The 18780-nt window shown below is 42.9% G+C and carries 28 protein-coding genes and 1 pseudogene; 6 read left to right on the plus strand and 23 right to left on the minus strand.

What is annotated here, in order from left to right:
* Window positions 1-405: 405 nt before the first annotated feature.
* Genes GQA99_RS18320 through GQA99_RS18335 form a run of 4 tightly spaced genes read right to left on the minus strand, consistent with a single transcriptional unit; the run spans window position 406 to window position 4028 of the window.
* Window positions 406-984: a TlpA family protein disulfide reductase gene (locus GQA99_RS18320; protein WP_373291456.1), complete on the minus strand. Its 579-nt coding sequence runs from the start codon at window positions 982-984 to the stop codon at window positions 406-408.
* Window positions 985-1002: 18 nt separating this feature from the next.
* A complete protein-coding gene (nrfF, locus tag GQA99_RS18325) occupies window positions 1003-1485 on the minus strand; it encodes a heme lyase NrfEFG subunit NrfF (protein WP_160056397.1) in 483 nt (160 codons plus the stop codon).
* Window positions 1485-2039 carry a DsbE family thiol:disulfide interchange protein gene (locus GQA99_RS18330; protein ID WP_160056399.1) on the minus strand — a complete coding sequence of 185 codons (555 nt, stop codon included), beginning with the start codon at window positions 2037-2039 and terminating at the stop codon, window positions 1485-1487. Before GQA99_RS18330 ends, nrfF begins: the two co-directional genes overlap by 1 nt.
* A 15-nt stretch (window positions 2040-2054) precedes the next feature.
* Window positions 2055-4028, minus strand: coding sequence for a heme lyase CcmF/NrfE family subunit (locus GQA99_RS18335; RefSeq protein ID WP_160056401.1), 1974 nt, complete (start codon window positions 4026-4028; stop codon window positions 2055-2057).
* A gap of 417 nt (window positions 4029-4445) precedes the next feature.
* Here GQA99_RS18335 and ccmI point away from each other — a divergent pair, with 417 nt between their 5' ends.
* The gene (gene ccmI, locus GQA99_RS18340) at window positions 4446-5702 is read left to right on the plus strand and encodes a c-type cytochrome biogenesis protein CcmI (protein ID WP_160056403.1); all 1257 of its coding nucleotides are present in this window, start codon (window positions 4446-4448) and stop codon (window positions 5700-5702) included.
* Between the two features lie 121 nt (window positions 5703-5823).
* On the opposite strand, the gene GQA99_RS18345 is transcribed toward ccmI, so the two are convergent.
* Window positions 5824-6117: a c-type cytochrome gene (locus GQA99_RS18345; RefSeq protein WP_160056405.1), complete on the minus strand. Its 294-nt coding sequence runs from the start codon at window positions 6115-6117 to the stop codon at window positions 5824-5826.
* A gap of 325 nt (window positions 6118-6442) precedes the next feature.
* Here GQA99_RS18345 and ccmA point away from each other — a divergent pair, with 325 nt between their 5' ends.
* The 5 genes from ccmA to ccmE are packed head-to-tail and all read left to right on the plus strand — an operon-like array spanning window position 6443 to window position 9222.
* Window positions 6443-7093: a cytochrome c biogenesis heme-transporting ATPase CcmA gene (ccmA, locus tag GQA99_RS18350; RefSeq protein WP_160056407.1), complete on the plus strand. Its 651-nt coding sequence runs from the start codon at window positions 6443-6445 to the stop codon at window positions 7091-7093.
* Window positions 7094-7102: 9 nt separating this feature from the next.
* Window positions 7103-7789 carry a heme exporter protein CcmB gene (gene ccmB, locus GQA99_RS18355; RefSeq protein WP_160056409.1) on the plus strand — a complete coding sequence of 229 codons (687 nt, stop codon included), beginning with the start codon at window positions 7103-7105 and terminating at the stop codon, window positions 7787-7789.
* The gene (locus GQA99_RS18360) at window positions 7789-8535 is read left to right on the plus strand and encodes a heme ABC transporter permease (protein ID WP_160056411.1); all 747 of its coding nucleotides are present in this window, start codon (window positions 7789-7791) and stop codon (window positions 8533-8535) included. The genes ccmB and GQA99_RS18360 overlap by 1 nt, the downstream gene beginning before the upstream one ends.
* On the plus strand, window positions 8535-8747 hold the full coding sequence (gene ccmD / locus GQA99_RS18365; RefSeq protein ID WP_160056413.1) for a heme exporter protein CcmD: 213 nt from the start codon (window positions 8535-8537) through the stop codon (window positions 8745-8747). The genes GQA99_RS18360 and ccmD overlap by 1 nt, the downstream gene beginning before the upstream one ends.
* Window positions 8731-9222 carry a cytochrome c maturation protein CcmE gene (gene ccmE, locus GQA99_RS18370; protein WP_160056415.1) on the plus strand — a complete coding sequence of 164 codons (492 nt, stop codon included), beginning with the start codon at window positions 8731-8733 and terminating at the stop codon, window positions 9220-9222. The genes ccmD and ccmE overlap by 17 nt, the downstream gene beginning before the upstream one ends.
* Window positions 9223-9399: 177 nt before the next feature.
* Here ccmE and GQA99_RS18375 read toward each other — a convergent pair.
* The 18 genes and pseudogenes from GQA99_RS18375 to rplN form a co-directional block, all read right to left on the minus strand.
* Window positions 9400-9600, minus strand: a pseudogene (locus GQA99_RS18375) (IS3-like element ISSde8 family transposase); the annotation flags it as partial.
* A gap of 515 nt (window positions 9601-10115) precedes the next feature.
* Window positions 10116-10511, minus strand: coding sequence for a 50S ribosomal protein L17 (gene rplQ / locus GQA99_RS18380; RefSeq protein WP_160056416.1), 396 nt, complete (start codon window positions 10509-10511; stop codon window positions 10116-10118).
* 40 nt (window positions 10512-10551) lie between these two features.
* Window positions 10552-11541, minus strand: coding sequence for a DNA-directed RNA polymerase subunit alpha (locus GQA99_RS18385; RefSeq protein ID WP_160056417.1), 990 nt, complete (start codon window positions 11539-11541; stop codon window positions 10552-10554).
* Between the two features lie 24 nt (window positions 11542-11565).
* Window positions 11566-12186 (minus strand): 30S ribosomal protein S4, encoded by a 621-nt coding sequence (gene rpsD, locus GQA99_RS18390; protein ID WP_160056419.1) that lies wholly within the window; start codon window positions 12184-12186, stop codon window positions 11566-11568.
* A 32-nt stretch (window positions 12187-12218) separates the two neighbouring features.
* Entirely contained in the window at window positions 12219-12611 is a 393-nt protein-coding gene (gene rpsK, locus GQA99_RS18395; protein WP_011635661.1) for a 30S ribosomal protein S11, read from the minus strand.
* A 17-nt stretch (window positions 12612-12628) separates the two neighbouring features.
* The gene (rpsM, locus tag GQA99_RS18400; RefSeq protein WP_011635660.1) at window positions 12629-12985 is read right to left on the minus strand and encodes a 30S ribosomal protein S13; all 357 of its coding nucleotides are present in this window, start codon (window positions 12983-12985) and stop codon (window positions 12629-12631) included.
* 118 nt (window positions 12986-13103) lie between these two features.
* On the minus strand, window positions 13104-13217 hold the full coding sequence (gene rpmJ, locus GQA99_RS18405) for a 50S ribosomal protein L36 (protein WP_006083579.1): 114 nt from the start codon (window positions 13215-13217) through the stop codon (window positions 13104-13106).
* Window positions 13218-13240: 23 nt separating this feature from the next.
* Window positions 13241-14581 (minus strand): preprotein translocase subunit SecY, encoded by a 1341-nt coding sequence (gene secY, locus GQA99_RS18410; RefSeq protein WP_160056421.1) that lies wholly within the window; start codon window positions 14579-14581, stop codon window positions 13241-13243.
* Window positions 14582-14588: 7 nt separating this feature from the next.
* Window positions 14589-15023: a 50S ribosomal protein L15 gene (rplO, locus tag GQA99_RS18415; protein ID WP_011635657.1), complete on the minus strand. Its 435-nt coding sequence runs from the start codon at window positions 15021-15023 to the stop codon at window positions 14589-14591.
* A gap of 4 nt (window positions 15024-15027) precedes the next feature.
* On the minus strand, window positions 15028-15210 hold the full coding sequence (rpmD, locus tag GQA99_RS18420) for a 50S ribosomal protein L30 (protein ID WP_137224586.1): 183 nt from the start codon (window positions 15208-15210) through the stop codon (window positions 15028-15030).
* 6 nt (window positions 15211-15216) lie between these two features.
* A complete protein-coding gene (gene rpsE, locus GQA99_RS18425) occupies window positions 15217-15720 on the minus strand; it encodes a 30S ribosomal protein S5 (RefSeq protein ID WP_137224583.1) in 504 nt (167 codons plus the stop codon).
* Between the two features lie 11 nt (window positions 15721-15731).
* The gene (rplR, locus tag GQA99_RS18430) at window positions 15732-16082 is read right to left on the minus strand and encodes a 50S ribosomal protein L18 (RefSeq protein WP_160056423.1); all 351 of its coding nucleotides are present in this window, start codon (window positions 16080-16082) and stop codon (window positions 15732-15734) included.
* Window positions 16083-16092: 10 nt separating this feature from the next.
* On the minus strand, window positions 16093-16626 hold the full coding sequence (gene rplF / locus GQA99_RS18435; protein ID WP_160056425.1) for a 50S ribosomal protein L6: 534 nt from the start codon (window positions 16624-16626) through the stop codon (window positions 16093-16095).
* Window positions 16627-16636: 10 nt separating this feature from the next.
* Window positions 16637-17029, minus strand: coding sequence for a 30S ribosomal protein S8 (rpsH, locus tag GQA99_RS18440; protein ID WP_160056427.1), 393 nt, complete (start codon window positions 17027-17029; stop codon window positions 16637-16639).
* Between the two features lie 24 nt (window positions 17030-17053).
* Complete coding sequence (rpsN, locus tag GQA99_RS18445; RefSeq protein WP_160056429.1) at window positions 17054-17359, minus strand: 30S ribosomal protein S14; 306 nt, start codon at window positions 17357-17359, stop codon at window positions 17054-17056.
* A 10-nt stretch (window positions 17360-17369) separates the two neighbouring features.
* On the minus strand, window positions 17370-17909 hold the full coding sequence (gene rplE, locus GQA99_RS18450; protein ID WP_160056431.1) for a 50S ribosomal protein L5: 540 nt from the start codon (window positions 17907-17909) through the stop codon (window positions 17370-17372).
* 13 nt (window positions 17910-17922) lie between these two features.
* Window positions 17923-18237 carry a 50S ribosomal protein L24 gene (rplX, locus tag GQA99_RS18455; RefSeq protein ID WP_160056433.1) on the minus strand — a complete coding sequence of 105 codons (315 nt, stop codon included), beginning with the start codon at window positions 18235-18237 and terminating at the stop codon, window positions 17923-17925.
* A gap of 10 nt (window positions 18238-18247) precedes the next feature.
* On the minus strand, window positions 18248-18616 hold the full coding sequence (rplN, locus tag GQA99_RS18460; protein WP_011635649.1) for a 50S ribosomal protein L14: 369 nt from the start codon (window positions 18614-18616) through the stop codon (window positions 18248-18250).
* Window positions 18617-18780: the final 164 nt, after the last annotated feature.

The raw sequence follows: 18780 nt of genomic DNA on the forward strand, positions 1-18780 counted from the left end.
CCTACATTCCGAAGAACAAGAAGACAATTTCGAATAACTCAATACCTGTGAATGTCCACACAGATTTCTTGTTTAGATTGTTAAAGAGCGTACTAATACCAAAAGAATCAATCTTTCGCTTAGTGACCGTTGACGCTAGGTCGTCGGCTTGGGCTGCGTATTCTACGCTTTCCCGTGTCGGCGTCAAGTGTTTTTTCAAACTTTCTTTTCGCCTTGAATTCTGTGTTTTGAAGCACTTCATTCAACCTAACCCGATGACCGCTTTCGCTGTCTGCCGTGTCAGTGGATGCGCATTATAGGCACCGAGAGATTTAGTGCAACCCCTTTTTAAACAAAAAAGGATCGCTTGGCGATCTTTTCACCAAAAACGATCCTTTTAGGCTTTTTAAGTGCTTTTCTGCTGGTTTATTGTGCTTTTTCGGTGCTTTTCCTGAATTGAGTCAGAAAGGCTATCGCGTTTTCATCGTCCCAGTCGACATATGAACGCACGTAGGCTACAAGCTCACCTTGTTCATTTAAGATAAATGTTGCAGGTATTGTATCTAGCGGAAATACATCACGTAACTCTTGCTGTGGATCAAAGTAGGAATTAAATGAAGGTAATCCCAACTCAACTAAGAAAGGTTTTACCACTGCTGAGTCGGCATCGATTGAAATGGGTAACAGTGCAAATTGCTCAGCATTGAGCGCTTGGGTTAAACGATGTAATGCTGGAAGTTCTCTTACACAAGGTGGACACCATGTGGCCCAAAGGTTCACAACAACAACCTTGCCTTTATAGTGTTCGAAGTTAACTTGTTGACCAATTGCATTAGTGAAGTCCACTAGTGCAATTGGAAACGGTTGTGGCAGAACATTGATTCTGTCGAGAGTAGTTTGCGTGACTTGTTTAGTTTGTGCTTGCATACCTGGATATGCACTCACCATATTTGTCATGCTTATTAGCACTGCACTGAATACGATTATCGCAAGCCACTTTTTCAATGTTGTTACTCCACGCTATTATTTATTAGCCTTGTCTTTATTCAGTAGTGCGTCAAGCTCAGCCTGTTGTTCTGGTGTGAGTGCTTCAGCCTCAGCAGGTTGAATTCGTTGTCTACGTACGAATATAAACCCGATAAGCAAACCAAACACTAATAAGCCTGCTGGGCCTAACCATAACACATAGGTTTTAGCATCAAGCTTTGGCTTATAGAGAACAAAGTCACCATAACGACTTGTCATAAAGTCGATAATTTCAGAATCAGCTTTACCGCTATCGACCATTTTATAAACTTCAAAACGTAAATCTTGTGCTACAGGTGAATTGGAATCCACTAGGTTTTGATTCTGACACTGTGGGCAACGTAATTGATGCGCCAGTGACAACGCACGCTCTTGGTTATCTGCAGATTTAAATTCGTATGTATCTACTGGCGTAGCATAAACTGAGACCGTAAATAGTACGCTAGCAAAACAAAGTAATAATTTAGTCACCATGTTCATTAAGATGCCCCATCTGCTTTAGCTTCGGTTTGGAGTTGTTGGATCATTGGATATAACGTTTGCGTCCAAACGGTTTGATCAATTGGGCCCGCATAGCGATAACGTATAATGCCATTATGATCGACAATAAATGTTTCTGGTGCGCCATATACACCAAGATCCAAACCTAACCTGCCATCTTTGTCGAAGACATTCAAAGTATAAGGATCACCTTGAGTCTGTAGCTCCTTGATTGCTAATGCACGTTCGTCACGATAATTGATACCATATATAGGTAATAGATTACGTTTTGATAGCATCATCAAATAGGGATGTTCATATTTACAGGCTGGACACCATGTCGCCCAAAAATTTAGGATTGACACTTTACCGCTGAGATCTTGCTCAGTCAGCATTTCAGTCGCTACTTCAAGTCGCTCTAGTTGGAAAGCCGGTATGGGCTTTCCTTCTAAGGCAGAATCCAGCACTTTTGGATTTAAAAATAATCCTTTATATAAGAACACGCCCATACCCAAAAATATGACTAGGGGTATAAACAGTACAAACTTCTTCATAGTCTCTCCGAGTGATTATGCTGTCGCTAATTTTGCTTTAGCTGCTTCTTGCTGCTGTGCCACTTGCTTTATACGATAACGCTTATCAGATGCAGCAAGGAATCCGCCCACCATCATAAAGATAGAGCCAAACCATAACCAACGAACAAATGGCTTGTAATTAAGGCGAACAGCAAACTCAGTTAAACTAATTGGATCACCCATGGTGACATATAAATCACGGAATAGTCCCCAATCGATACCTGCTTCAGTCATGTCCATAGTACGCACATTGTATTGGCGACGATCTGGTTTTAATAAAGTGATAAATTCATCGCCTTTATAAATCTCAATCTGACCTTGTTGCGCAGTATAGTTAGGACCGACTACATTTTTAGTTTCTAAGTACTTAAATGTATAACCCGCTAACTCTTGTGAGATACCAGGTCCCATGCGAACGCTTTTTTCAATTGAGTAGTTAGATACCATTGTTGCGCCAAGCACCGATACTGCAATACCAAAGTGAGCAATCATCATACCTAACTGACTACGACTGATTCTGCTCAGGCTAATACCACCCTCTTTTTGGCTAACAATGTTATATCCAGCGCGAAGTGTTGATAGCATAATCCAGGAAGTTGCTGCGACACCTGCCATAACCCAAGCATTAAACTCACCACCAGCAATAAACGGCACAATTACACCAATTACTAATGAGATAATTGCAGGTACTAATAATTGACGTTTAATTTCACCGGCTTTTGATTTTTTCCACCGAATGATTGGACCAATGCCCATAAAGCCAAACAGCACAAGTACGATAGGTACGAATACAGCGTTAAAGTATGGAGGTCCAACTGAGATTTTACCCATGCCTAACGCATCGATCAGTAATGGATATAATGTGCCTAGTAATACCGTACCTGCCGCAACTGTGAGTAATACATTACAGATAAGCAACATGGTTTCTTTTGATTTTAGTTCAAAGCGTGCAGGGCTACTCATTTCGCTCGCGCGGAAGGCAAATAGGGTCAATGAACCACCGACGGCAATACCGAGCAATAGTAAAATAAACAAACCACGACTTGGGTCGGCAGCAAATGAATGCACTGATGTGAGTACACCGGAACGAACAATAAAGGTACCTAACAGACTTAATGAGAATGCAAAGATTGACAGTAATACAGTCCAGTTACGGAATGCACCACGTTTTTCAGTCACAATCAATGAATGCAATAATGCAGTACCGACTAACCAAGGCATAAATGATGCGTTTTCAACTGGGTCCCAGAACCACCAGCCACCCCAGCCTAATTCGTAATATGCCCACCAAGACCCCAGTGAAATACCACCGGTTAAAAATATCCAGGCTGCGAGTGTCCATGGACGACTCCAGCGTGCCCATGCAGAATCAAGTCGACCACTCATTAGTGCTGCAATAGCAAATGCAAAACATACTGAGAACCCCACGTAACCCAGATATAGCATTGGAGGATGGAAAATCAGCCCCACATCTTGCAGCATTGGGTTTAAATCACGTCCTTCCATTGGGATCGGAAATAACCGTTCGAATGGACTAGAAGTCAAGACCATAAATAAAGTAAAGCCAACAACAATCATTGCAAGGACAGACAACACCCTTGCGGTAAAGACTTCTTCTAAGCCTTTACTAAAGATGGCGACAGACATTGCCCAGACAGATAAAGCAAAAACCCAAAACAATAAGGATCCTTCATGACCACCCCAAACTGCGGCGATTTTGAAGAAAATGGGTAACTGTGAGTTTGAATGATGCGCGACGTAGGCAACAGAGAAGTCATCTGTCGCAAAGCTGTAGGCTAAGGTAATAACAGATAGACTGATAAAGAAAAACATACCGTAAGTCAGTGGCCAGGCATAACGAACTAGATACTGATCTTTACGAGCGGAGCCGAATAAAGGCACGCTAGCTAACAGTATGGCAAAAGCCAAACCGAGAATTAGCGAGAAATGTCCAAGTTCTGGAATCATGGGTATTCCTTAGTCTAAATAATTAAGCGGATCTGAAACAAACAAACCACGACAGTATCAATTAATGCATTGAAACTAATATACGCACATTAGCTTAAACGAATTTTAACGCATTTTAGAACTTGCTATTGCATCTGTCTGCCCTTTTCGTACAAAACTGGGTCACTAGTCTCATTATAAACATTCTAAGCCATCAAAATGAATTTCTAGCTACGGCATGTGACACAAGGTTAATTATAAAGTTTCATACAAATTAACAAACACATCTAATCTGTGAACCAGTACGCAACTCTCAGGATTTGGATTCATATCTTCCTTATATTACTATTCAATTAATAATCTTTACGTATAATCAAACTTCCAAGCACTGCGGTAAACCCCGCTTCTTTTGTTAACCTAAAAGTGAATATTTATACAATGACCACATTTTGGATTTTTATTGCGCTTGTCGTACTCATCGGCCTAATCATGATTTGGGTTCCTCATTTTCGTCAACAGAAACTGCTCCAAGCAGAGGAGGCTGGCGTTCGTAAACAGACCAACCTTGAACTCTATGGTGAGCGTTTAGCAATACTCGAAAAAGAGCTACAAGATGAATTGCTCGATAAAGCCGAATTTGATGCACTAAAAAAAGAGCTTGAAATCAATTTATTGCAAGATATGAAGCAGGAAGGTGACGACTCATTAGACGTTGAGATTAAACCTAAAAGTGCTTTATGGCCTGCCTTTATGACCATTTGTTTGCTTGCCATTTCAGGTTATTTTTATCAACAACTTGGTGCTTATAATGAAATAGCCAACCCACCTCAAGCAAACAATCCTCATCAAGGAATGGATCCTGCTCAAATTATGTCGCAACGCGTGCAAATGATGGAAGCACAAGTTCAGGCAGAACCAGATAACAGCCAAGCTTGGTTTAGTCTCGGTCATGCTTATGTCTCAGCAAACCAATACGACAAAGCAGTAGCGGCGTTTGATAAAGTCATGGCATTAGTTGGTACGCACGCAGAATTACTCGGACCTAAAGCAACAGCACTTTATTACAAAGCTGGTCAGAAAATTACGCCTGATATTCAAACGATTATCGATCAATCTCTAGCTTTAGATCCCCAAGACCCATCAACATTATTACTCGTGGGAATGGATGCGTTTTTTACGGCTGACTACAACAAAGCCATTGACGCTTGGCAGATGATTTTAGACAGCGACCGTAACGACGTTGATCGCACAGCATTAATGAATGCAATTGAATCGGCGAAGATGCGCATGGGTGAAACAGCAGACGCTACGATGCCTGATGATGCTAACCATAGCGCAGTAAAAGCTATTAACACCAAAACACTTGCTATTGAAGTGGTTATCTCAAGCGAGCTAGCAGACAAAGTGAGCGATACAGACACTGTGTTTATCTTTGCCCGTGCTACACAGGGTCCAAAAGTACCGCTAGCAGCAATGAAAGTGAGTGCAGCTAATCTCCCTACAACTATTACCCTAGATGATAGTACCTCAATGGGCGGCGATTTAACCTTAAGCTCAGCTAAAGAAGTTGAAGTAATTGCGGTACTATCTAAAAATGGTAGTGTTAAACCGCAAACTGGTGACTTGAAGGGCACTATTGATGCTATTGCAGTAGGTGGAAGCGCTACATTAACGTTAGATACGCTAGTACAATAACACAAGCGATAGATTAAAAATGATTGCTGTGTAACACGTTTTATATAGCAATCGTTAAATCTCCCAAAAAGCACCCATAAAAAAACCGGCTAATAAGCCGGTTTTTGGTTTAGTCGAAAAATTACTTAGACATAAACTCGATAGCGTTTTTGTAATCATCGTCTGTACAATCTGTACACATACCACCTGGTGGCATTGCATTTAAACCAGACTTAACAGAACCCACTAAGGCATCTAAACCTTTAGCTAGGCGTGGTTCCCAAGCAGCAGTATCATGAACTTTTGGCGCACCGGCCACACCCATGCTGTGACATACTTGACACGCTTTGTTGTAAATAGCTTCACCTTCTTGAGCAAACACATTCGCAGACAAAGTTAATGCAGCTACTGCAGTCATTGCTAACAATTTTTTCATGTTCAACGTTCCTAATTGCAAATATACAAAGCTTAACGCTGCCCTTTGATTTAGAAGGCAGACTCTTTTTAGCACAACTAGATTACTACAAATAGCAAAAAAACTCATCTTTTTGTGATAACAATCTCAGCTTGGTCTCTAAATCAAGACAATCTGGCTAGTTCAGGTAATATATTAGTAATTGTTAAAAAAGTTCAATTGATATTGTTTTTTTTGGAACTATATCAAATTGCTAGCACTTAGTCTGAGACAAAGCTAAACCGACAAATGCCTTTGTGTTAGTATCATTTCGAATTCATCCTCACGAGTAAATTAAGAGGGATAAGTGACCATATCAAATCAACCAAGAGTACTGTTAAGTGCCAACGAATTAACCTGTATTCGTGAGGAACGCATATTATTTGATGGACTCAGTTTTACTATTAATACGGGTGATATCGTCCAAATTGAAGGTCCTAACGGCGCAGGTAAAACAAGTTTATTACGCATCATTGCGGGTCTGTCACGTCCATACGCTGGAGAAGTACAATACCTAGGTGACGACATTACACGTTGCCGTGATGAGTTCAATCATGACTTACTTTATTTAGGCCATTTAGCCGGTGTAAAAAGTGAACTCACAGCAGAAGAAAATCTTAACTTCAATTTAAGAATCAGTGGATATGATGACTTCGATACCACGGAGTTACTCGCTAAAGTAAACCTAGCTGGATTTGAAGAAGCCCTTGCCGGACATTTGTCTGCAGGACAACATCGACGCACCGCACTCGCTAGATTACAACACAGCAATTGCAAAATATGGATTTTGGACGAACCCTTTACCGCTATAGACAAAAAAGGCGTAGAAGAGTTAGAGCAGTTATTTATTCATCATGCTAAGTCTGGAGGATGTGTCATTTTAACGACACACCAAGATATGAGCATTATTAGTGATGACATATTACGTAAAATCACGCTCGACTATCGCTTCGCATAAGGTATCTGAATGAAACGAGGAATTAGTTATACCGCGGCATTCATGACGCTCTTACAGCGTGATTTGCGCATTGCTATCCGCCATCGTGGGGATATTTTCAATCCACTATTGTTTTTTATATTGGTTGTGACTTTGTTCCCTTTAGGAATTGGGCCTGAACCACAAGTGCTCACCCGAGTCGCCCCTGGGATTATTTGGGTTGCAGCACTCTTAGCGTCAATGTTGTCGCTTGAGCGTTTATTTAAAGCTGATTATAACGATGGCACCCTAGAGCAAATGCTATTAAGCCCTCAACCTCTGTCATTATTAGTATTGGCGAAAGTATTAGCTCATTGGATATTAACCGGAGTACCTTTAATTTTAGTTGCACCATTGCTTGCTGTATTACTTCACTTAGACAGCAATAGCTATGGTGCATTGATGGCAACGCTAGCACTAGGCACCCCAGTGTTATCTTTACTCGGAGCGATTGGCGTGGCTTTAACTGTTGGCCTTAGGAAAGGCGGCGTGTTACTGAGCTTATTGATTTTACCCTTATATATTCCGGTGCTTATTTTTGCCACGAGCGCCATTGATGCAGCCGGGCTAAACCTAGCTTATGATGGTCAACTTGCAATTCTAGCGGCAATGTTGGTCGGTTCTTTAATCTTGGCACCTTTTGCAATTGGCGCCTCTTTACGTGTGAGTACAAACTAATGTGGAAATGGCTACATTCTTACGCAGACCCCGAACGGGCGTATAAATTATCTGGCACTTTGTTGCCATGGTTTTCTATATTAGCAATATTGCTTGTGGGTACAGGCAGCATTTGGGGATTACTCTTTGCCCCAACTGATTACCAGCAAGGAGATAGCTATCGCATCATCTTCATCCACGTCCCTGCAGCCTCAATGTCTATGGCAGCGTACATGGGTATGGCAACAGCCTCATTTATTGGTCTTGTTTGGCAAATTAAGTCCGCAGACTGGGCAGCCGCGGCAATTGCGCCGATTGGTGCAGTCATTACTTTTATCGCTCTATTAACTGGCGCGGCATGGGGTAAACCGATGTGGGGCACCTGGTGGGTTTGGGATGCACGCCTAACATCAGAGCTGGTGCTACTGTTCTTATATCTTGGGGTGATTTCTTTATACGCCTCATTTGAAGATAAAGTCCTTGCAGCTCGTGCTGCTGGAATTCTTGCAATAGTAGGTGTGATTAATATTCCAATCATTAAGTATTCTGTTGATTGGTGGAGCAGTTTACACCAACCATCCACAATTAAAATTACCGAAAAATCAACCATGTCGAGCGACATGTTATATCCATTACTGATCAATATTGTTGGTTTTGGCATGATGATAGGCGCTATAACACTCGTTCGTTATAGAACAGAAATCCTAGCTCGTAACGGTATGCGTCCATGGGTACGCGAACTCGCCACTGCAGAGGAGGCCAAGTAATGCAGTTTGATTCATTTGCAGATTTTATAGATATGGGTGGCTATGCGTTTTATGTATGGTTGTCTTATGGTGTGACATTTGGCTGCTTGGCCACATTAATAACCCTAAGCATAAGACAAAAACGTAAAGTATTAATAGAAATTGCTAAAAAGATAACGCGTGAACAACGCCTTAAAGAAACAAGAGGTACTAATCGTGAATCCAAGACGTAAAAAGAGATTAACCTTAGCGGTAGCGTTGATTGCCGGTGTAGCAGCCGTTGCATCACTTTTACTCTATGCATTAAATTCAAACCTTAATTTATTTTATACTCCGTACGAAATTACCCACGGAAAGAACGACACGGGTGTTATGCCAGAAGTCGGACAACGTATCCGAGTAGGTGGAATGGTAACCGTTGGTTCAATGAAGCGCGATCCAAATAGCCTTCATGTCGAGTTTGCAGTGCACGATTCTGCTGGCGGTGAAATCATAGTTACTTTCGATGACCTACTACCAGATCTATTTCGAGAAGGACAAGGCATCGTAGCACAAGGCGTATTAGTTGAGTCAGGTAAACTGGAAGCAACAGAAGTATTAGCAAAGCACGATGAAAACTACATGCCACCTGAAGTAGCGGAGGCAATGGGACAAAAACACGAAAAACCAGAGTATTCTGAAAAACAAGCTGAAGGCTATAAATATTAATAGTCAACTTTAACTCTTGTGGATATTTAAAAAGACAAATGCCAATCTGATGATTGGCATTTTTCTTGATGTAGCTTACGTATATACCTGCATGTCAAAATTCTAGCCAAGACAACTTTCCGAAGCAACAAATCTTAAAAAATATAGCACCAATTAAGATAAATCATCATAAATGGTAAACGTCGAATGTGACTCAGAGAAAGCTTGCTCTATCAATTGTATCTGAGCTTGTTTTTCAACGCTTTTGGGGATTGGTTTGTAATAGAGACTACTACAACTGATCTCGAATACTCGGCATAATTCACTCATTTTAAAGCCTCGGTTTGCTTTCTTTACTTCGCGCATCATTTTAAGTTTTGATTGTCTCGAATGAAGAAAGTGAGGCAAAAGCGATTCGAGTACGTTCATCTTTTGGGTGCGGTTTGTCCGAGAAATGGAGCAACTAAGGCCTTCGTTTCACCTTACATCAAGAAAGAGGTCATGCGACAACACTTGAGTTAAATCTCCATGGCGACATCAAGCGGGCGCTATGCAGTCGTCATAATGGATGGCGCAAGTTGGCATGCTAATGATATTACAGATGATTTTAGAACCTTTCTAGCATAAAGCTACCGCTTTATTCTCTGTAATTTAACCCAATTAAGCAAGTTTGGAGTTAGTTAAGGCTGCATAGGTTAGCTAATCGTTGCTTAGAAGGTTACGAGTCAATAGTCGACGCCTGTAGTGAGGCATGGAATGCATTCATTGAAGATAAAGAGCGTGTAAAACAATATGCAATCGACAATGGGCAACGATGATCACTTAGTTATGCGGAATGGCATAACAATGTCTGTAAAAAATATAGACATAAAAAAACCGAGCCTAAGCTCGGTTTTTAATTGAGTAATTAATAATTACTCTGCAGCTTCAACTTCAACAGCTTCAGCAGCTTCAGGGCGACCTACTAGTTCGATGTAAGCCATTGGGGCTTTATCACCGGCACGTAGACCACACTTAAGAATACGAGTGTAACCACCAGGACGTTCCTGGAAGCGTGGACCCAATTCAGTAAATAACTTACCTACGACTTCAGCGTCGCGAGTACGAGCGAAAGCTAAACGGCGATTTGCAACGCTGTCAACTTTAGCAAGTGTTATTAGAGGTTCAACTACGCGACGCAGTTCTTTCGCTTTAACAGTAGTTGTCTTGATAATCTCATGACGAACTATTGAACAAGCCATGTTACGGAACATAGCTTGACGATGACTGCTGTTGCGGTTTAGTTGACGACCACTCTTACGATGGCGCATGACCTAATCCTTATAACCTAAATCTGTACTAACCTGAGACTTATAGGTCGTCTGCTAAACTAGCTGGAGGCCAGTTTTCAAGACGCATACCTAACGACAGTCCGCGAGACGCTAAAACATCCTTGATTTCAGTAAGAGATTTCTTACCTAAGTTAGGTGTCTTAAGCAGCTCAACTTCAGTGCGTTGTACCAGATCTCCGATGTAATGAATCGCTTCGGCTTTTAAACAGTTAGCCGAACGTACAGTTAGCTCTAAATCGTCGACAGGACGCAGCAAAATCGGATCAAACTCCGGTTTCTCTTCTACAACAGCCTGCTCAGTAACATCACGTAACTCTACGAACGCATCTAGCTGTTCAGCTAAAATTGTTGCAGAACGACGAATTGCTTCCTCAGGATCGATAGTACCATTGGTAGTCATATCAATCACAAGTTTATCTAAGTCAGTACGCTGTTCTACACGCGCAGCTTCTACATTATAAGCAATGCGAGCTACAGGCGAGAATGAAGCATCAACCAACAGGCGACCAATTGGGCGATCATCGTCTTCAGTTTGTGCACGAGCCGAAGCAGGCACATAACCACGACCACGCTCAACGCGGATACGCATGCTGATATCATTATTACCGGTCAAGTGACAGATAACATGATCAGGATTCATAATGGTAACATCACCATCATGTGTGATATCTGCTGCTGTAACAGGGCCTGTGCCGGACTTGCTTAATGTAAGCAAAGCCTCGTCTTTACCCTCGATAGTCACTGCTAATCCTTTAAGATTAAGCAATATCTCAAGGATATCTTCTTGTACGCCTTCCTTACTGCTGTACTCATGCAGTACGCCGTCAATTTCGACTTCAGTAACTGCACAGCCTGGCATAGACGACAATAGGATGCGACGCAACGCGTTACCTAAGGTATGGCCAAAACCACGTTCGAGTGGCTCTAGTGTAACTTTGGCGCGAGTTGAATTAACCTGCTCAATATCAACGAGACGCGGTTTAAGAAATTCTGTAACAGAACCCTGCATTGTGTCCTCTCTTGTTTGTTAGCTTTACTTAGAGTAAAGCTCGACGATCAGCTGTTCGTTAATATCCGCAGACAAATCGCTACGTTCTGGAATACGCTTGAAAGCACCTTCCATTTTCGCACTGTCGACTTCTACCCATGTAGGCTTCTCGCGTTGACCAGCCACTTCTAAAGCCGCTTTAATACGAGCTTGAGTACGAGACTTTTCACGGATGCTTACAACATCATTCGCAGACACTTTGAATGACGGAATGTTAACAACACGACCGTTAACCATAACAGATTTATGGCTTACTAGCTGACGTGATTCTGCACGTGTAGAACCGAAACCCATACGATAAACGACGTTATCTAGGCGGACTTCTAAAAGTTGTAATAGGTTTTCACCAGTATTACCTTTTAGACGTGCAGCTTCTTTGTAGTAATTACGGAATTGCTTTTCTAACACACCGTAAATACGACGAACTTTTTGTTTCTCGCGTAGCTGTAAACCGTACTCAGACAAACGTGGCTTACGTGCGCCATGTTGTCCTGGTGCAGCTTCAAGCTTACACTTCGAATCGATTGCTCTCACACCGCTTTTTAGGAAAAGGTCTGTACCTTCTCTGCGGCTGAGCTTGAGCTTAGGACCCAAGTATCTTGCCATGATCTTTCTCCAACTATCCTATATACGCAGTGTTATACACGACGTTTTTTAGGTGGACGACAGCCATTATGAGGGATAGGCGTCACATCGGTAATGTTAGTTATTTTATAACCAACAGCGTTCAGCGCACGAATGGCTGATTCACGACCTGGACCTGGACCCTTCACGAAAACTTCAAGGTTTTTAACACCGTAGTCTTGAGCAGCAATACCTGCACGCTCAGCAGCAACCTGTGCAGCGAATGGCGTTGATTTACGTGAACCACGGAAACCAGAACCACCTGAGGTAGCCCATGACAACGCATTACCTTGACGATCTGTAATGGTGACAATTGTGTTGTTGAAAGACGCATGGATATGAGCCATGCCATCTGCAACCTGTTTACGTACGCGCTTACGCGGAGAACGTGACGGAACTTTAGCCATTTTGGTTTACCTTCCCGTTACTTTCTTATTGGTTTACGTGGACCTTTACGCGTACGCGCATTGGTCTTAGTACGTTGCCCACGAAGAGGCAGGCTACGACGATGGCGGAGACCACGATAACAACCAAGGTCCATAAGACGCTTGATGTTCATTGAAATCTCACGACGCAAGTCACCTTCTACGGTGTATTTGGCGACTTCTTCGCGTAGGATATCTATTTGAGCTTCGCTCAATTCCTTGATCTTAGCATCTTCAGCAATTGAAGTAGATGCGCAGATTGCTCTAGCGCGTGTACGTCCAATACCAAAAATTGCAGTCAATGCAATGACTGTATGCTTTTGATCAGGAATGTTAATGCCAGCGATACGGGCCACTATGCACTCCTTAAAGTTAAAGGCCATCTGCGAAAAGCCCGAAAGGATACTCGACAGACGACAGATTTGCAAACAATATTTTTGGCCAGCCCATTATTGAGCTGACCAAACTTCTTTCTTAGCCTTGACGCTGTTTGTGTTTTGGTTCAACACAGATAACGCGCACAACGCCACTACGCTTGACGATCTTGCAATTACGGCAGATCTTCTTCACGGAAGCTCGAACTTTCATTTCATCACTCCGTCAAAGTAATCTTATTTACCAAAGCGATCTAAGTTCGCTTTGTTCACAAGATTAGCTTTCTTCATCACAGACTCATACTGATGAGACATCATATGGGTCTGAACCTGAGCCATGAAGTCCATGATTACGACTACAATAATTAGTAGTGAAGTACCGCCAAAATAGAACTGTACTTTCCACGCAATTAACATGAACTCCGGAATTAAGCAGATAAAAGTAATATACAACGCACCCGCTAAGGTTAAACGTGTCATCACTTTATCAATGTAACGCGAAGTCTGTTCTCCGGGACGGATCCCAGGAATGAATGCACCACTCTTTTTCAGATTATCCGCTGTTTCACGTGGGTTGAAAACCAACGCAGTATAGAAGAAACAGAAAAAGATGATTGCTGTCGCGTACAATAATGAATACAGCGGTTGTCCTGGTGACACAGCTAATGCGAAATCGCTTAACCATGACATAGACTCATTTTGACCAAACCACTGAGCCAGTGTGCCTGGGAACAAAATAATGCTGGATGCAAAAATTGGTGGAATCACACCTGCCATGTTCACTTTTAATGGTAAGTGGGTGCTTTGCGCTGCAAAAACCTTTCGGCCTTGTTGGCGTTTAGCATAGTTAACGACGATACGACGTTGACCACGTTCCACAAATACCACTAAATAAGTTACTGCAAATACGATAACCGCGAGCAACAGTAGTACCAATACATTCATGTCACCTTGACGAGCTTGCTCGGCTGTTGAGCCGATAGCCGATGGTAAACCAGCAACAATACCTGCGAAAATTAAAATCGAGATACCATTACCAATACCACGTTCGGTAATCTGTTCGCCTAGCCACATAAGGAACATAGTTCCGGTAACTAAACTCACAACAGCAACAAAGTAAAATCCTAACCCAGGATTGGCAACAAGGCCAGGCATGAGATTTGGTAAACCCGTTGCAATACCGATAGATTGCAATGTACCCAACACAAGTGTGCCATATCGAGTATATTGACTGATTTTTTTACGTCCTGATTCGCCTTCTTTTTTCAATTCAGCAAGTGCAGGATGCACAACAGTCAATAACTGCATGATAATAGATGCCGAAATATACGGCATTATACCTAATGCAAAGATAGAAGCACGCTCTAAAGCACCACCCGAGAACATGTTAAACATGCCAAGGATGGTATCTTTTTGCTGAGCGAAAAGCTCTGCTAATACAGCTGCGTCAATACCAGGAATTGGCACAAACGAACCGGCTCTAAAGACGATAATCGCACCAATCACGAACAGAAGGCGGGTTTTCAGTTCAGATAAACCGCCTTTCGCGCTTTTTAAATCAAGTCCTGGTTTTGCCATCGACGTATTATTCCTCGATCTTGCCACCGGCAGCTTCAATAGCTGCACGAGCACCTTTGGTTACCTTCAGACCTTTTACAGTCACTGGGCGGTCAATGGTACCTGAAAGAACGATTTTCGCAAACTGGATGTTGCGAGTAATAACGTTCGCATCTTTCAGTGCATTCAAATCGACAACATCACCGTTAACTTTTGCTAGTTCGAGTAAACGAACTTCAGCTGTTACCAAAGCGCGACGCGAGGTAAAACCAAACTTAGGTAGACGGATCTTAAGTGGCATTTGACCACCTTCGAAGCCGACGCGAACGCCGCCGCCTGAACGAGACTTCTGACCTTTATGGCCACGACCCGCTGTTTTACCTAAACCTGAACCAATACCACGGCCTACACGCTTAGGAGCAGATTTAGAACCTGCTGCTGGAGATAGAGTATTTAGACGCATTATCTTATTCCTCCACCGAAACCATGTAGTACACCTTATTGATCATACCGCGAACTGAAGGTGTATCTTCAACTTCAACAGTGTGACCAATACGACGCAGACCTAAACCGGTTAGGGTAGCACGGTGTTTTGGTAAACGACCGATGCTGCTTTTAGTCTGTGTTACTTTTAAAGTTTTAGTAGCCATGGTGCATTACCCCCGAATTTCATCAACATTCAGGCCACGTTTGGCTGCGATTTGAGCTGGTGACTTCATGTGCACCAACGCATCGACAGTTGCGCGAACGATGTTGATCGGGTTAGTAGAACCGTATGCTTTTGACAGAACGTTATGAACGCCTGCAACTTCTAATACGGCACGCATTGCGCCACCGGCAATAATACCGGTACCCTCTGATGCTGGTTGCATGTAAACTTTTGAACCAGTATGGCGACCTTTAACTGGGTGATGCAAAGTACCTGCATTCAACTCCACGGTTACCATATTACGACGGGCTTTTTCCATTGCTTTTTGAATAGCAGCTGGAACTTCACGCGCTTTTCCATAGCCATAGCCGATCTTACCGTTACCGTCACCCACTACTGTTAGTGCTGTGAAGCTAAAGATACGACCGCCCTTAACTACTTTAGAAACACGATTAACTGCAATCAATTTCTCTTGCAGATCGTCTTTTTGCTGAGCTTCTAATTTAGCCATTTTATAACCCCTTAGAATTTCAGGCCAGCTTCACGAGCGGCATCTGCTAAAGCAGCTACACGTCCGTGATACTTGAATCCAGAACGGTCGAACGCAACAACAGCTACGCCCTTCTCGATCGCACGCTCAGCAACAGTTTTACCTACTACTTTAGCCGCATCTACGTTTCCGGTACTCTTTAGTTGCTCTTTAACTGTTTTTTCAACAGTTGACGCAGCAGCTAACACCTTAAATTCAGGACTGATCACCTGAGCATAGATGTGACGCGGTGTACGATGTACAACCAGACGGTTCACGCCTAGCTCTTGGATCTTCTTACGTGCACGTAACGCGCGACGTAAGCGAGATGTTTTCTTATCCATATCGCGTTACCTACTTCTTCTTAGCCTCTTTACGGCGTACAACTTCGTCGTCATAGCGAACACCTTTGCCTTTGTATGGCTCTGGTGGACGGTAACCACGAATGTTGGCTGCTGTCTGACCTACTAACTGCTTATCAACGCCCGTTAGGACGATTTCAGTTTGGCTAGGACATTCGGCAGTAACGCCTGCGGGTAGTTTATGTACCAACGGATGTGAGAAACCTAATGTTAAGTCTAAGTCACTACCAGCAATTTTTGCACGGTAACCAACACCAACTAACTTTAATTTCTTAACAAAACCTTGTGATACACCAACAACCATGTTGTTTACTAGTGCACGTGCAGTACCAGCCTGTGCCCAAGCGTCAACTGCGCCTTCGACAGGTAGGAACTTAATTTGTGCATCTTCGATAACAACATTTACCGCATTGTTGATTACTCGAGTCAGACTTCCTTTACCGCCTTTGACGGTTAAAGCCTGTTCGTTTTTAGTCACCTCTACGCCAGCAGGGATAGTGACTGGTGCCTTTGCAACACGAGACATTACTAACTCCTTACGCTACGTAGCAGATAACCTCACCACCCGTGCCAAATTGGCGGGCGGCACGATCAGTCATCAAGCCTTTAGAAGTGGACACAATTGCGATACCCAGACCGCCCATAACCTTTGGAAGTTCGTCTTTACCTTTGTAAATACGAAGACCAGGACGGCTTACGCGCTGGATAGTCTCAACGACTGGTTTGCCTTGGAAATACTTTAATGTAATTTCTAATTCAGGCTTAGCTTCATCTGCTACGGCGTAGTCAGTAATGAAACCTTCATCTTTAAGTAATTTCGCGATTGCTACTTTTAACTTAGCTGAAGGCATCTTTACAGATACGTGGTTAGCAGCTTGGCCGTTACGAATACGGGTTAACATATCCGCAATAGGATCTTGCATGCTCATATTAGCTTACTCCGTGACAAGTGCTTACCAGCTGGCCTTACGTAGACCAGGAACTTCACCGCGCATAGTTGCTTCACGTAATTTAATACGGCTTAAGCCGAATTTACGTAAAACGCCATGTGGGCGACCAGTTTGATTACAGCGATTGCGTTGACGCGATGCGCTTGAATCACGTGGTAGTGCTTGCAACTTAAGTACAGCATCCCAACGATCTTCGTCAGAAGATTCTGGATTGCTGATAATAGCCTTAAGTGCTAGACGCTTTTCAGCATACTTAGCTACGAGCTGAGCACGTTTTGCTTCACGTGCTTTCATAGATGTTTTAGCCATTATGCTACCCTTATTTCTTAAATGGGAAGTTAAAAGCGGTCAACAAAGCACGACCTTCTTCGTCATTCTTCGCAGTGGTAGTGATAACAATATCCATACCGCGAATCTTATCGATTTTATCGTAATCGATTTCTGGGAAGATGATCTGCTCTTTCACACCCATTGCGTAGTTACCACGGCCGTCAAACGCTTTAGCGCTTAAGCCACGGAAGTCACGAATACGTGGAATTGCAATGTCAACTAGACGCTCTAAGAATTCCCACATACGCTCACCGCGTAGGGTAACTTTACAGCCAATAGGGTAGCCTTCACGGATTTTAAAACCAGCAACTGATTTACGAGCTACAGTTACAACTGGTTTTTGACCAGCGATTGCAGTCATGTCACGAAGCGCATGCTCCATAACTTTCTTATCTGCAACAGCTTCGCCAACACCCATATTAAGGGTGATTTTCTCAATCCGAGGGACTTGCATGACACTGCTATAACCGAACTTTTTAGCTAGTTCAGCGACTACAGTCTCTTGATATTTATCATGCAGTTTCGCCATCGTTTACTCCAAATTACTTAACGAGTTCGCTGTTCGACTTAAAGAAACGGACTTTTTTACCGTCTTCAAATCGGAAACCAACACGATCCGCCTTGCCTGTGGCTTGGTTAAAGATCGCAACGTTTGATGCTTGCATCGGTGCTTCTTTCTCGATAACGCCGCCAGTCACGCCCAATTGTGGGTTTGGCTTCTGGTGCTTTTTAACTAGATTGATGCCTTCAACAATTAATTTACCAGTAGGTAGAACTTGAGAAACCTTACCGCGTTTACCCTTGTCTTTACCTGCTAATATTACTACTTCGTCTTCACGACGGATTTTAGCTGCCATTTGAAGCTCCTTACAGTACTTCTGGTGCCAGCGAGACAATTTTCATGAATTTATCATTACGCAATTCACGTGTCACTGGGCCAAAGATACGAGTACCAATCGGTGCAAGGTTTGCGTTAAGCAATACCGCTGCATTCCGATCGAAGCGAATGACAGAACCGTCTGGACGACGTACGCCTTTCTTAGTACGGACTACCACCGCGTTATATACATCACCTTTCTTCGCTTTAGCGCGAGGAATAGCTTCTTTAACAGAAACTTTGATAATGTCGCCGATACCGGCATAACGACGATGAGAGCCACCCAAGACCTTAATACACTGAACTCTGCGTGCGCCGCTGTTACATGCGACGTCTAGAGTCGATTGCATTTGGATCATTTCAAGTGCTCCGCTATCGTTACTACACAATCCCACTATGGGAGTATATTTTTGAACCAAATTTAAGCAATAATTTACTCAAAAATGGCGCGCAAGTATAACACCACATTTTGCGAATGCATAGCAAAAAAAACAAACGGCCCCAAATACTGGAGCCGTTTACG

Origin of the sequence: Shewanella litoralis (assembly GCF_009828585.1) — a bacterium.
Taxonomy (GTDB): Bacteria; Pseudomonadota; Gammaproteobacteria; order Enterobacterales; family Shewanellaceae; genus Shewanella; species Shewanella litoralis.